Genomic DNA, 14,540 nt, shown 5'->3' with positions numbered 1-14,540 from the left:
TTAAGGGCAAAAGTTACATTAACCTAACGCCATCAGAGCAAATGCCCAACCAAAGAGCTTATGCTCAAGAATTATCTTAATGCTGACTGAGATTGCGGAGAACATGATGAATACTGAACTGAACTCTACCCCTGCGGTGTGGCTACATATTGGTGCGGGATCTTTTCACCGCGCTCATCAGGCCTGGTACCTGCATCGTTTACGGGCTGCGGGTGATAACCGCTGGTCTATTGCGCTGGCAAATATTCGCGATGATGCCGCCCCTTTGCTGGCAACTTTAGCGGCACAAAATGGCGAATACATGCTGGAAACTGTCACTCCCGCCGGTGAGCGCCAATATGAAAAAATCACTTCGCTGCGCAACATCATCCCGTGGGATAAAGAGCTGAATCATTTGGTTGAGCAAGGGAGCAAACCGGAAACTCGCGTTATCTCCTTTACCGTGACCGAGGGCGGTTACTATCTGGATAACCAATTTAACCTGCAACAGGATAACGCCGATATTCAGGCCGATCTCACCGGGGATTGCCGGACAATTTATGGCGCCATCAGCCGGATTTTGCTGCAACGCCAACAATTGCACAGCGGCCCGGTCACCCTGCTGAACTGCGATAATTTGCGCCATAACGGTGAGCGTTTCCGCCACTGCCTGTTGCAGTTTTTGGCACTGCGTGACCAGCAAAGTTTGCTCAGTTGGGCAACAGAGCAAACTCGCAGCCCCAATACCATGGTTGATCGTATTACGCCTCGCCCATCTGACGATATCGCCCCGCGTGTACTGGAACAAACTGGTTTTGCCGACCAGGCACCGGTTATGGGTGAGTCATTTATTCAGTGGGTTATTGAAGATGACTTTATTGCCGGGCGGCCCGCGCTGGAAAATGTGGGAGTAGAAATGGTCGAATCTGTGCTGCCCTATGAAGAAGCAAAGATTCGTATCCTTAATGCCAGCCACAGTTGCATTGCCTGGGCTGGTACGTTGATCGGTCAGCGTTACATTCACGAAAGCACTCAAACAGAGGCTATTCGCCAGATGGCCTATGACTATGTGACCCAGGATGTCATCCCGTCGCTGTCACCAAGTCCATTGGATTTAGCCAATTATCGTGATGTGGTTTTAGATCGCTTCAGTAACCCGTATATCCGCGACACCAATCAGCGCGTCGCCGCCGACGGTTTCTCCAAAATCCCCGGTTTTATCACACCGACACTGATGGAGTGCTACCAACGAGGTTGTACCCCCGCCGCCACCGCCATGCTGCCCGCCCTGTTCTTTGTCTTTATGGAGAGTTGGCACCAAGGCACCCTGCCATATGAATACCAGGATGGCATGTTAGATGCTTCTGCCGTTCATGCCATGTTCCAGTCGGCTGACCCTGTGGGTCTGTTTGCCCGCGATAACAAACTGTTTGGCGCTCTGGCCAGTGACAACCAGTTTGAACAGTTATTACGACAATCCATTGACCGGGTTAATGCCTGGGTGATGGCTAACCGTTAATCAGCGACAAGGAATGGCTATGTATCTTGGACTTGATTTAGGCACATCAGAAATTAAAGCCGTGGTGATTGATGATCATGGGCAGATCCTGGCAAGCGAAGGTGAGCCGCTCACCGTGCAACGCCCGCATCCGCTGTGGTCAGAACAAAACCCCACTGACTGGTGGCAGGCGACACAACGCGTGATTGGCCGCCTGCGTCATAAAATACCGCAACGCTGGGGTGAAATCCTCGCTATTGGCCTGTCGGGGCAAATGCACGGTGCGGTGTTGCTCAACCGCGAAGACCACATCTTGCGTCCGGCGATTTTGTGGAATGACGCGCGTTGTGCCGACGAGTGCGAGGAGCTAACGCGCAATGCCCCGCAGTTACATCAGATTGCCGGTAATTTGGCGATGCCGGGTTTCACTGCGCCAAAACTGCTGTGGGTGGCGCGTCATGAACCAGAAATCTTCTCACAACTCGCCACCGTGCTGCTGCCAAAGGATTATCTGCGCTGGATGATGAGTGGCGATAAGGTCAGCGATATGTCTGACTCCGCCGGAACACTGTGGCTGGATGTGGCAAAACGGGATTGGTCAGACTCGCTGCTGGCAGCTTGTGGCTTATCGCGCGATATGATGCCGCGGTTGATTGAAGGCAATCAGCCCAGCGGCTATCTGAAAGCAGATATTGCCCGCGAATGGGGGTTGTCCGATAAGGTGGTGATTGCCGGTGGCGGTGGCGATAATGCCGCCAGTGCCGTTGGGATTGGAGCTATTAATCCCGGTGATGGATTTATCTCTTTAGGTACATCCGGCGTATTATTTGCCGTTAATGATTGCTATCGCCCCAATCCACAATCGGCGGTACATGCTTTTTGCCATGCCTTGCCGCATCGTTGGCACCAGATGAGTGTGATGCTCACCGCTGCCAGTGCGCTGCGCTGGTTATGCCAACTGCTGGGCACCAATGAAACCACCTTGTTATCCGAAGTAGCTCAACTCAGTCGGGCGGAACAACGGCTAGCCCCTATTTTCCTGCCGTATCTTTCCGGCGAACGTACCCCCCATAACGATCCACTGGCCACCGGCGCTTTTCACGGCATGACACATGCGACTGATCGCGCGGCATTGGCTTATGCGGTGCTGGAAGGCGTCACTTTTGGTATTGCCGATGGTTTAGCGGTATTGGAACAGGCGGGCACCCAACTCACCCAGGCATCGCTGATTGGCGGCGGTGCGCGCAGTGCCTGGTGGGGGCAACTGATGGCCGATACGCTTAATTTACCTATTGTGACCCACAGTGGCGGAGAGGCTGGCGGCGCGTTAGGTGCAGCACGTTTAGGCTGGCTGGCGACCGGCGGTGATGAGCAACGGGTGTGTGCCAAACCGCAAATTGACCAGCGCTTTATTCCGGATATTAACCGGCAAGATGCCTTATTCGCCCGCCTTGAGCGCTACCGATTACTTTACCAACAGCAACGCCAGTTGCACCAAGCGTTAACACGATAAACCCCAAACACACATACGCCCGGGCGAGCAAATCGCCCTTTTATTCGCTGTCCCTACAAATAAGCAGCTGGCGCTCAAGCGCCAAAGGAACTGACTATGCAAAAAAAATCGACTCATTGGTTTGGCTTGCCGATGAATTTATTCTGGGGCTACATTGCTATTGCCATATTTATGAGCGGCGATGGCTTTGAGATGGCCTTCTTATCCAAGCATATTACCGATATGGGGTTTTCACCGGCGCAATCGGCCTTTGTCTTTACCCTCTATGGGTTAGCGGCAGCCATTGCCGCCTGGAGTTCCGGCGTGGTGGCGGAAATTATCACGCCACAACGCGCAATGCGCATAGGTTTTATCCTGTGGGTGGTGATGCATTGCCTGTTTATGCTGTTTGGCCTGGGGATGAAAAGCTACCCATTAATGCTGGTGTTCTACGGGATCCGTGGTTTGGCCTACCCACTATTTATCTATTCATTTGTCATGTTGATTGTGCAAAACGTGCCTAAACAGCAACTCTCTTCGTCGATGGGCTGGTTCTGGGCCATGTACTCGGTGGGCATTGGTGTGGTGGGCAGCTATTTACCAAGCTTCACCATTCCGATGATCGGTGAAACCGGCACGTTGTGGTTTGCCATTGTGTGGGTCGCAGTCGGTGGCATGATGGCCCTGATACTGCTGCGCAATGTCGGTACCGCCAGTCCGAAGGCAGCGCTGTCCAATAAAGAAAAAATCAAAGAGTTGTCGCGGGCAGTGACCATTCTCTTTACCAACAAAAATATTTTCTTGTCCTGTCTGATCCGCATTATTAACACGCTATCCTTGTTCGGATTTGCCGTGATCATGCCGCTGCTGTTTGTTGGCCGACTCGGCTTTAGCATGTCTGAATGGCTGCAAATCTGGGCGGTGTTCTTCTTCGTGACTATTTTCACTAACATCATGTGGGGGATTTTGGGCGAAAAAATTGGTTGGATGCGGCAGGTGCGTTGGTTTGGTTGCATCGGCTGCGCAATCTCCAGCCTGGCGTTTTACTATATTCCAATGCATTTTGGTCATAACTTCTGGGCAGCCCTTATTCCGGCGGTGATGTTAGGCATAACAGTAGCGGCGTTTGTCCCAATGACCGCAGTGTTCCCGGTATTGGAGCCAGAACACAAAGGTGCCGCTATTTCGATTTATAACCTGTCTGCCGGTTTGAGTAATTTTGTTGCGCCGGCCATCGCCTCGCTGGTATTACCTTTCTTCGATATTGTCGGTGTGGTGTGGGTGTATACCGCGTTGTACCTGATTGCAGCGGTGCTGACCTTGATTGTCAAAGTCGAACAACCGGGCCATGTGGATACCTATTACCGCAAAGAGTCGCTAAATAGCATCAATACGCCTCCTGTTGCAGCAAGTTTGCAGGCTGAGCGCAGCTAAATAGTAAGATTACCGAATGGGTCGGAGCGCCCATTCGGTACAATCATATCAGCGCTGTATCCACTGGCCGTTAATCCCACGCACATATTCGCCCGCCGCCGCACGGTTAACCAACTTCTGCCCCGCCAGCTTGGCTACATCCTCGGTCGAAATATGGTTTTTTTGCGCCACTTCCTGATACTTCTCTGCTCTGGCGATGTTAATTTGTTCCACCAGCGCCAGTGTTTCGGCATCTTTTTTCACCGGTGCCAGATAGCCACTCAGAGTTTCACCCACCCGGCCTTGCTGTTTAGCCTGCTCTAATGTCAGCGCAAATGCCCCTGAGCTAAACACTAAGCTGCCGCTTAATATTATGCCGCCTAATATTACGCGAATTAACTGTTGTGGTGAGCCAATCCAGCCGGACGTTAGCTTTTTCATAATGGCCCCTTAAAATAGATTGGATTGATTTTTAAGCAGATTTTCCACATCTTTATCAACTCTAATCTGGATTTCATGCTCAATCTTGACGTTCATATTAATCGTGATCGGTTTTTCCGGGGTTGCTACTTCAAGGCGCAAACAGCCACTTAGCATAAAAATGCCCAGCAGGATTGCCACAGGTTCCCATGTCAAGATCTTCATTCCTTAGCCCTCACCGGTATAGATTCTGTTGGTCGTAACGAAAGTGTCTGCTGTAACCACTCTTGTAAATTGTCACCAAAACGCAGGCTGCGCCAGAGTTGGAATATATTTTCCTCATGCTGATAATTCAGCACTATCTCTCGTTTTGCGTTTTTCTGTGTATTAACACCATGGATCTTAGAACGTAACGTCAATTGACCCAGGTTATCTAAACTGACGGTGGCATAAGATTGGTAAATCTCCATATAGCGCAACCAGTCAATCGCCGCGCCAGCCACCAAATTGCTCTCACCGATAGAATTAGCCAAATCAGGATCCAGACGCAGTGTCACCATGCCGTCATTCGCCATCCAACCATTGCGCACCAGCCATTGTGGATTATTGAGATAAAGCGGCAATTCACCGTTCACTTTACCCGACATCGCCAATTGTTTGGGTTTGAGCACGGTAAATAATTCACTTAAATCAATCGCTTTTAATTTCAGCACCGCCGCGTCATGTTGGGGTAAGCGCAAAGCCGATAAACTTAAATGCCCTTTCAGAATATCCATGCCAACGTGACTTAAGGTCAATGGGGTTTGCTCTGAATAGGGAAAAGTCCCCTGCAAATCGGCGGTGATATTCTGCATTTCAAACAAATTGGTTAGCGAGGCAATACGTAGCATAACAGGCTGTTTTGGCCCCAACAGCCAGTGGTGATTTTCTAAGCGATAAGACATGACAAAATCCAACCCGCTGAGTTCGCCATCTTTCAACCACATCCCGCCGTTGTTGACAACCCAATGCCCACCCGCAGTAAAACCTTGTGTGCGAGCAGCAGAAAAAGCGGCCTGAGCATACAGCTCACCATCACGCAGTTTGATACCCAATTCTTCTGAAATAAGCGGTTGGAATACGGTCAGCGATTGTTTTGGCCACCAGCCCTCACCCCGTAAACGCTCGCCATCCCAACGGCCACGTAATGCGATTGGCCCGATAGCCTGCGCCTGTAACTTACCTTGCCACAAAAAGTTGTCCGGCTCGCGGCCATTCAGTTGCAGTGAGAGCACCGCCGGAGGCAGATAACCGCCACCGTCACTAAATGCGACTTTCTTAGCGCCCAGTTCAAAACCGGCAATAAACGCCGGATGATGATTATCGCGCTGCCAGGTCAGCGGTTTGACTAAAGTCAGCCGTGGAGCCTCGACCGAAACCAGCCCATATTGCAGCCGATCAAAGCCGGTCGAGAGTTTATCGACAGTGATCAACGTCCCCTGCCAACTTCCCCTGCCACCCATATCCCAACGTGCAGCCAGCGGCGGCAACTGACCATTGCCCCAATATCGCCACTGCCACTGGCCTTTATCGGGCCAAAACTCCTGCGCCTGCCCATCCAAATGCAGATTAAAATCACCCCAATAACTGTCCTGTGCATCCACAATGGCCTGTAGCCGCCCCGTCACTCCAGCAGCCGTCACCTTGACTCCCGCCAAAGGCCAGCGTGCATCTCTGATACGTAGCTCCGGTGTCACATTACCATGAGCACGCAACAAAGCACCGGGATGCAGTAGCCAGGTTGGATTCAATATCGAACCGCTAAGTAAGCCGGGGATGGTGGCATTCAATACCATGCTTTCCAGATTAGCTTGCCCACTGAGCTGGAATTTTAAATCGCTGTTTATCATGCTCAGATTGCCTGGCCCCAGGGTCAGGACAGCATTGCCTTTACCACTTTTGCCCGAGGTGATGACATTAATGCGCGCCTCAATCGCGGTTTGATCCAACCCCTGATCCCAGTCATACAGTGTCAGATTAATGCCGCCACTCAAGGGTTGCAGCTGATAGGGCCATTGCCACTGACCGTTAGCTATCTGAATTTTGTTCGCGGAGACGTGCCACGGCAACCGCGCGAGGGGAGAGTCATCACCGCGCTCTGTCAGGGTTAAAACGCCCTCTTGTTGTTGCCAACTTAATTTCAATAATAACGGTTGAGACAGATAGCCTGTCGTCAATACCCCGTCGAGCGCGCCTTGTTCTGGCCAATCGTCCAGCGACAGTGGGATTTTAATTTTACCGCTCAGTTCGAAGGGTTGCGGGGTGCCGGGAACGGCAATAGAGAATTGATGTAAGCTAAGTTGCTGCTGCGCATCCAGTGTCGCGGTGAAACTCAATTGCTGGCCCTGATAACGTAACTGTTGGCTGAGTTTTTGCGAGGTTAACGTCAGCTTACCCGCGTATTGCTGCCACGGCGTAATCTGCAAATTGCCGATATTCAGATCAAGTTTTGACAACTGTTGCTGCCAATAAGCCAAATCTTGCGGCGCACCCTCGTCGCTGCCCGCTAACTTGCTCAGACAGGCCGTATCCACCGTGACGGTATTAGCCGCTAACTGCCACCGACCTTGGTGATAACCTACACTTAATTGGTCAATATTGGCCAAGGTGCAATCTTGCACCCGATAGCGCAGTAGTGGCAGACGCAATGCGCCATCATGCCAAACTGGGGGGTGGGTTAAGACCAGTTGGCTACCCGCAGGTAACCAGAGTTGTGCAATTTTCGGCAGCCACTGCGGTAGCGTTTTCCATAATACCACCAGAAAAATTGCGCTGATTAATAGCAACCAACCCACTGTTTTTGCGCATTTAGTCATGACTTACCTTGTGTTATCACCAACCCGACGTCCAATGTACTGTCTAAACTGCTGCAAGATACCATAATAACGAACTATGCTCTGATGACTCACACACAGAACTGCGGCCATTGAAATCTGGAAGAAAAACCTTACCTCAATGGCATAAGAAACTTACAAACACCTTACTTAACTTATTATTGTGGCAAATTGTATGATTTATTCAAATCTGTTAGATTGATCACAATATTTTAGCGGAGATATCATGATGAAATTAGCCGTTTACAGTACCAAACAGTATGACCGTAAATACCTCGAATTGGTCAACAAAGATTTTGGCTTTGAATTAGAGTTTTTCGATTTTCTGTTAAGCCCAAAAACCGCCAAAATGGCGGCGGGCTGTGATGCGGTTTGTATTTTCGTCAACGATGATGCTTGTCGCGAAACATTGACAGAATTGAAAGAAGTCGGCGTTAAGATTTTGGCATTACGCTGCGCTGGCTTTAATAATGTGGATTTAAATGCAGCCAAAGAATTGGGTATTCCAGTGGTTCGCGTACCCGCTTATTCACCGGAAGCCGTGGCGGAACATACTGTCGGTATGATGCTGAGCCTCAACCGCCGTATTCACCGTGCCTATCAACGCACCCGTGATGCCAACTTCTCGCTGGAAGGCCTGATTGGTTTCAATATGCATGGTCGCACTGCGGGGATCATCGGCACCGGTAAAATTGGTGTTGCAACCATGCGCATCTTGAAAGGTTTTGGTATGCGCTTGTTAGCCTATGACCCTTACCCAAACCCGGCGGCGCTGGAATTGGGAGCGGAATATGTTGATCTCGATACCTTATATGCTCAATCTGATGTTATCTCGCTGCACTGCCCGATGTCGCCGGAAAACCATCATTTACTCAATAAGCAATCATTTGAAAAAATGAAAGATGGCGTGATGATCATTAACACCAGTCGTGGTGGTTTAATTGACTCTACGGCAGCGATTGATGCACTAAAACAGCAGAAAATCGGCTCACTCGGCATGGACGTATATGAAAATGAACGTGATTTGTTCTTTGAAGACAAATCCAATGACGTGATTCAAGATGACGTCTTCCGCCGTCTGTCTTCTTGCCATAATGTGTTGTTTACCGGGCATCAGGCCTTCCTGACAGAAGAAGCGCTGACCAGTATTTCTAACACGACCTTGCAGAATATTGCGCAACTGGAAAAGGGTGAAACTTGCCCGAATATGGTTTCGGCCTAATATCCTAATCTCTGTCGGCCCAAGGATGGGCCACATATTGAGCGTAGCCAACACACCTGCCATTTGAAAGATAACGAGTATCAGCGAGCCGGACAAGCGCCGCGCATTAATGCCCACTCCTCACAGCGTTTACCATCCGGTAATTGACACATGCCGACACTACCGCCATTAAGTTGCTTGGCTATGGTCAATACACCGCCTGCATTGGCACAATTGACGGCCGCAGGATTCGCCATATTAAGATTATGCACATTGGCACTGGTGGCTTGCTGTTCCGGTTCATAGGTATCGCTATTGTTTAAAGTGGTATCTGTTGGATTATTGCTGCTACAGGCGGCTAAAAAGAACACGGCTCCACCGACAAACCAGGATATCAATTTCATTCTTTTGCTCCGGCATGAGAAATATATCGCGCTATAATTGTTTTATATAATAACTGTTATAATTAAAACACAACAGAAATAAGCATAAATGCATTAATTAAATTTAGCCCAGATCAAAACGGGCAATCGAGTTATCGCGCTATTCTGGCGCTAAGGGCTGGCTAAAAATAAGCAAACCATATTAATCATAGAAAAGAATCAAACACCTACAGTTTGTACAAAATAAAACGGGAATAATTATGATTACTGATTTACTACTACGAATTACTTTAGCGGGTGCTTTGGGAGGATTGATTGGGCTGGAACGTCAGTTGCGTGCTAAAGATGCCGGATTAAGAACACATATCCTGGTGGGTATCGGTAGTGCCATGTTTATGATTGTCTCAAAATATGGTTTTGAAGATTTGCTGACATTAGAACACGTCAGTTTTGACCCCAGCCGTGTCGCGGCACAGGTCGTCAGTGGCATGGGCTTCCTCGGTGCCGGGACCATCATGATTCAAAAGCAGATGGTCAAAGGGCTGACCACCGCTGCCGGAATGTGGGTCACCGCCGCGATTGGTCTGGTGATTGGTAGCGGCCTATATGAGATTGGTATTTACGGCACCATGGTGACATTAGTGGTGCTGGAGATCTTCCGCCAGTTAAGCAATCGCTTTATTGGTGAGCACCATTTTGTTTCGATTAAGCTACTCGCGGACAGCGTGCCGCGTATTTTGATTGCGATGCAAAAATTGCAGCTACACCCCACTAATTTGTCTGTCACACATAAATCTGAAAAAGGCGAACACGATTGTGAACTCACAATGGAAGTGATGCTACCGCCCAAAAAAAGCCTGGATCAGATCTATGAAAAATTATTAGCGGTTGAGGGCATACATCAGGTAGATATTAAATAGTTAAAGGGTATGGAAAGTCTATCAGCGCGTTATCGTTCCTGCCGCGATAACGCGTAAGCGGGAATAGGCTTTTCACCGTCAGATGATGATTAATGCATCGGCGTCTTCGACAACAGGTTAATCACCAGTACACCGGCAATAATCAGTGTCATACCGGCAACCGCAGCCCAATCTAACTTTTGCTGATATAAAAACGTAGCAGCAACTGACACTAATACAATTCCCAACCCTGACCAAATAGCATAAGCAATACCCAATGGCATGGTTTTCACCACTTGCGACAAGCCCCAGAAAGCAATGCCATAGCCGATCACCACCACAATCGAGGGCACCAGACGGGTAAAGCCATCAGAGGCTTTTAACATCGTGGTGGCTATCACTTCGGCAACAATTGCCATCATTAAATACATGAAACCACTCATTATCAGTCTCTCATTTCAGCATTGGGTCGTCATTATGCCCGCCGATGGTTAAATGGTCATTAAATCTATTTACGCTTCACAATTATTTCACAAACACACTAATCAAACTTCCGCACAATAATTGCCCGCCGTAATGGGAGTGATATATTATTGCTGTTATAGAAAGTTTTCTAATTGTAATAATTATTATCCGAAAGCGACAATGCCCCCCCCAACACGCAATTCGCCTTATTTACGCCACCATTTGTTGGGCCGCCGCCACACAAACGCGATAACTGGCAAAAATACTCTCTGCTAGAATTTCATTATTAGTTCAAATAGTCAGAGACACCCCGCACTTCTTTTGTTCTCAGCATGACTTGCAATGTGAAGGTATAAATTAATGATTACTACTGACGGTAACAGTGCAGTAGCTTCTGTGGCCTATCGTGCCAGTGAAGTTATTGCCATCTACCCTATTACGCCAAGTTCCACCATGGCAGAACAAGCTGATGCCTGGTCTGGTGATGGCAAAGTCAACATCTGGGGTGATGTTCCCCGCGTAGTTGAAATGCAGTCTGAAGGCGGGGCCATTGCCACTGTGCATGGCGCACTGCAAACTGGCGCATTGTCGACCTCGTTTACCTCCTCGCAGGGATTGCTGTTGATGATCCCGACCCTGTACAAGCTGGCTGGCGAGCTGACACCTTTTGTCCTGCATGTGGCGGCGCGTACTATCGCGACTCATGCCCTGTCTATTTTTGGTGATCACTCCGATGTTATGGCTGTGCGGCAAACCGGCTGTGCCATGCTGTGCGCCAGCAGTGTGCAGGAAGCGCAAGATTTCGCCCTGATTTCCCAAGTAGCAACTCTCAATAGTCGCATTCCATTTATTCATTTCTTTGATGGTTTCCGCACCTCCCACGAAATCAATAAAATTGTACCGCTCAGTGATGATACGCTGCGCCAACTGCTGCCGCAGAAAGGCATCGACGGCCACCGCAGTCGGGCGCTTTCGCCGGATCATCCGGTGGTACGGGGCACTTCCGCTAACCCGGATACCTATTTCCAGTCGCGCGAAGCCACTAACCCTTGGTATAACCATACTTATCAACATGTTGCCGATGCGATGCAGGCTTTTGCCGAAGCTACCGGGCGTGAATATAAACCATTTGAGTATGACGGCCATCCACAGGCGGAGCGCGTTATTATTCTGATGGGGTCAGCCATTGGTACCTGTGAAGAAGTGATTGATAGCCTGCTCACCCGTGGCGAGAAAGTGGGCGTACTGAAAGTGCGCTTATTCCGCCCCTTCTCTGCTGAACATCTGCTCAGTGTCTTGCCGCAATCAGTGACTAAAATTGCGGTGCTGGATCGCACCAAAGAACCCGGTGCACTGGCCGAGCCACTTTATCTTGATGTCATGACCACGCTGGCGGAAGCCTATAGCCGTGGTGAACGCGCCACATTGCCGAAAGTGATTGGTGGCCGTTATGGTTTATCTTCCAAAGAGTTTGGCCCCGATTGTGCGCTGGCGATATTCAAAGAGTTATCACTTGATGCACCGCGCCCACGCTTTACTGTGGGGATTTTTGATGACGTGACGGGGCTGTCCTTACCGCTCACTGATGAGAAAATCGAACAACGCGCCACATTGGAAGCCCTGTTTTACGGCTTGGGCAGTGATGGTTCGGTCTCTGCGACAAAAAATAACATCAAGATTATCGGCAACAGTACCTCGCTGTATGCTCAAGGTTATTTTGTTTACGACTCGAAAAAGGCCGGTGGCCTGACCGTCTCTCACTTACGTGTCAGTGAAACCCCGATCAATTCGGCTTATCTGGTCAGCCAGGCCGATTTTGTCGGCTGCCATCAGTTGCAGTTTATTGATACCTACCAAATGGCGGAGCGCCTTAAACCCGGCGGCATCTTCCTGATTAATACCCCGTTCAGCGCCGATGAAATGTGGCAGCGTCTGCCGCAGGAAGTTCAGGCGGTACTGCACCAGCGCAATGCCCGCCTGTTTGTGATTAATGCGGCAAAAATTGCCCGCGAATGCAAACTGGGTGCGCGCATCAATACCGTGATGCAGATGGCGTTCTTCCATCTGACACAAATATTGCCCACCGCTATGGCGCAAGAGCAATTACGGGCGGCCATTGAGCGTAGCTACAGTAATAAAGGGCCGGAAATTGTTACTCGCAACTGGCAGGCGCTGGATGCCACCCTTGATGCATTGGTAGAAATCCCCCTGCAACCGATTGATGAAAATAGCCCGATGCGCCCACCGATTGTCTCGGATCAAGCGCCTGATTTCGTTAAAACTGTCACTGCCACCATGCTGGCCGGTTTGGGGGACGCCCTGCCCGTTTCGGCCTTCCCACCAGATGGCACCTGGCCGGTGGGCACCACCCAGTGGGAAAAACGCAACATTGCTGAAGATATTCCTATCTGGCAACCTGATCTCTGTACCCAATGTAACCACTGCGTTGCCGCCTGCCCACACTCGGCCATTCGTGCCAAAGTAGTACAGCCGGATGCGATGTCAGGCGCACCAGGCAGCCTACAATCGCTGGATGTGAAAGCTCGCGATATGCGTGGTCAAAAGTATGTCTTGCAAGTTGCTCCGGAAGACTGCACTGGGTGTAATCTTTGTTATGAAGTCTGCCCGGCGAAAGACCGGCAGAACCCGGAAATCAAAGCTATCAATATGCAACCGCGGCTGGAACATCTGGTGGAAGAAAAAGCCCACTATGATTTCTTCCTCAAATTGCCGGAAATCGATAAAACGCAAATGGAGCGCATCGATATCCGTACCTCACAGTTGATCTCGCCGCTGTTTGAGTATTCCGGTGCTTGCTCAGGTTGTGGTGAAACGCCATACATTAAATTGCTCACCCAGTTGTATGGCGATCGTCTGTTAATTGCCAATGCCACTGGTTGCTCTTCAATTTATGGTGGTAACCTGCCGACCACGCCTTATACCACCAATGCCGATGGCCGTGGCCCCGCCTGGGCTAACTCACTGTTTGAAGATAACGCCGAATTTGGTTTGGGCTTCCGCCTGACTGTTGACCAACATCGCCAACGGGTTATCCGTTTGATCAATCAATTGGCAGCGCAATTGCCGCAGGAATTGGTCAACCAACTGCTGAATGAGGAGGCGACACCTGAAGTTCGCCGTGAGCAGGTCACACAACTGCGCCAGCTATTAAAAGATATTCCGGGTAATGATGCACAACAATTGGCAACCGATGCAGATTATCTGGTGGATAAATCCATCTGGCTGATTGGTGGTGACGGTTGGGCCTATGATATTGGCTTCGGTGGCCTGGACCATGTGCTCAGCTTGACGGAAAACGTCAATGTGCTGGTATTGGATACCCAATGTTATTCCAATACCGGTGGTCAGCAATCCAAAGCCACTCCGCTGGGCGCGGTAACCAAGTTTGGCGAGCATGGCAAACGTAAGGCGCGCAAAGATTTGGGCGTCAGCATGATGATGTATGGTCATGTTTATGTCGCGCAGATTTCGCTAGGGGCGCAGTTGAATCAAACCGTTAAAGCTATCCAGGAAGCGGAAGCCTACCCTGGCCCGTCTCTGATTATTGCTTACAGCCCTTGCGAAGAGCACGGTTATGATTTGGCCTACAGCCATGACCAAATGAAGCAGCTAACCGCCACCGGCTTCTGGCCGCTGTATCGCTTTGACCCACGCCGTACCGACGAAGGCAAAGTGGCTTTGGCACTGGATTCTCGCCCACCAAACAGTGATTTGACCACCACCTTGCTCAATGAGCAGCGCTTCCGGCGACTCAATACCCAAGAGCCAGAGGTCGCGGCCCAGCTCTATGCTGCGGCTGAAAAAGACCTGAAAAAACGTTATGACTTCCTCAGTTTGCTGGCGGGTAAAGGGGAAAAAGCAGCAACGGAATAATAGCCAATCCGTTACACCAAAAA

The 14,540-nt window shown here is 50.0% G+C and carries 11 protein-coding genes; 6 read left to right on the top strand and 5 right to left on the bottom strand.

Features of this window, described 5'->3' with window-relative positions:
* The first annotated feature begins 106 nt into the window (after nucleotides 1-106).
* The 3 genes from dalD to HU019_RS04215 all read left to right on the top strand — a co-directional run bounded on the left by dalD (nucleotide 107) and on the right by HU019_RS04215 (nucleotide 4,403).
* On the top strand, nucleotides 107-1,498 hold the full coding sequence (gene dalD, locus HU019_RS04225) for a D-arabinitol 4-dehydrogenase (RefSeq protein ID WP_174847745.1): 1,392 nt from the start codon (nucleotides 107-109) through the stop codon (nucleotides 1,496-1,498).
* A 19-nt stretch (nucleotides 1,499-1,517) separates the two neighbouring features.
* The gene (gene xylB / locus HU019_RS04220) at nucleotides 1,518-2,990 is read left to right on the top strand and encodes a xylulokinase (RefSeq protein ID WP_174847685.1); all 1,473 of its coding nucleotides are present in this window, start codon (nucleotides 1,518-1,520) and stop codon (nucleotides 2,988-2,990) included.
* Nucleotides 2,991-3,086: 96 nt separating this feature from the next.
* Nucleotides 3,087-4,403, top strand: a complete 1,317-nt coding sequence (locus HU019_RS04215) for an MFS transporter (RefSeq protein ID WP_174847686.1) — start codon at nucleotides 3,087-3,089, stop codon at nucleotides 4,401-4,403.
* 48 nt (nucleotides 4,404-4,451) lie between these two features.
* Here HU019_RS04215 and HU019_RS04210 read toward each other — a convergent pair whose 3' ends face one another.
* Genes HU019_RS04210 through HU019_RS04200 form a run of 3 tightly spaced genes read right to left on the bottom strand, consistent with a single transcriptional unit; the run spans nucleotide 4,452 to nucleotide 7,657 of the window.
* Complete coding sequence (locus tag HU019_RS04210; protein ID WP_174847687.1) at nucleotides 4,452-4,823, bottom strand: YdbL family probable chaperone protein; 372 nt, start codon at nucleotides 4,821-4,823, stop codon at nucleotides 4,452-4,454.
* A 9-nt stretch (nucleotides 4,824-4,832) separates the two neighbouring features.
* A complete protein-coding gene (locus HU019_RS04205; RefSeq protein ID WP_005160956.1) occupies nucleotides 4,833-5,027 on the bottom strand; it encodes a YnbE family lipoprotein in 195 nt (64 codons plus the stop codon).
* The gene (locus HU019_RS04200; protein WP_174847688.1) at nucleotides 5,024-7,657 is read right to left on the bottom strand and encodes a YdbH family protein; all 2,634 of its coding nucleotides are present in this window, start codon (nucleotides 7,655-7,657) and stop codon (nucleotides 5,024-5,026) included. Before HU019_RS04200 ends, HU019_RS04205 begins: the two co-directional genes overlap by 4 nt.
* Before the next feature lie 247 nt (nucleotides 7,658-7,904).
* On the opposite strand from HU019_RS04200, the gene HU019_RS04195 reads away from it, so the two are divergent.
* On the top strand, nucleotides 7,905-8,897 hold the full coding sequence (locus HU019_RS04195) for a 2-hydroxyacid dehydrogenase (protein ID WP_174847746.1): 993 nt from the start codon (nucleotides 7,905-7,907) through the stop codon (nucleotides 8,895-8,897).
* Between the two features lie 80 nt (nucleotides 8,898-8,977).
* On the opposite strand, the gene HU019_RS04190 is transcribed toward HU019_RS04195, so the two are convergent.
* Entirely contained in the window at nucleotides 8,978-9,280 is a 303-nt protein-coding gene (locus HU019_RS04190; RefSeq protein WP_174847689.1) for a putative hemolysin, read from the bottom strand.
* A gap of 239 nt (nucleotides 9,281-9,519) precedes the next feature.
* On the opposite strand from HU019_RS04190, the gene HU019_RS04185 reads away from it, so the two are divergent.
* Nucleotides 9,520-10,179 carry an MgtC/SapB family protein gene (locus tag HU019_RS04185; RefSeq protein ID WP_174847690.1) on the top strand — a complete coding sequence of 220 codons (660 nt, stop codon included), beginning with the start codon at nucleotides 9,520-9,522 and terminating at the stop codon, nucleotides 10,177-10,179.
* 89 nt (nucleotides 10,180-10,268) lie between these two features.
* Here the strand turns inward: HU019_RS04185 and HU019_RS04180 are convergent, their stop codons facing one another.
* Nucleotides 10,269-10,601 carry a DMT family transporter gene (locus tag HU019_RS04180; protein WP_174847691.1) on the bottom strand — a complete coding sequence of 111 codons (333 nt, stop codon included), beginning with the start codon at nucleotides 10,599-10,601 and terminating at the stop codon, nucleotides 10,269-10,271.
* A 382-nt stretch (nucleotides 10,602-10,983) separates the two neighbouring features.
* Between HU019_RS04180 and nifJ the strand changes: the two genes are divergently transcribed.
* A complete protein-coding gene (gene nifJ / locus HU019_RS04175; RefSeq protein ID WP_174847692.1) occupies nucleotides 10,984-14,517 on the top strand; it encodes a pyruvate:ferredoxin (flavodoxin) oxidoreductase in 3,534 nt (1,177 codons plus the stop codon).
* Nucleotides 14,518-14,540: the final 23 nt, after the last annotated feature.

Origin of the sequence: Yersinia artesiana, from assembly GCF_902726545.1 — a bacterium.
GTDB lineage: Bacteria > Pseudomonadota > Gammaproteobacteria > Enterobacterales > Enterobacteriaceae > Yersinia > Yersinia artesiana.
The sequence above is the reverse complement of the archived record's forward strand: the minus strand, read 5'-3'. Positions and strand labels throughout refer to the sequence as shown.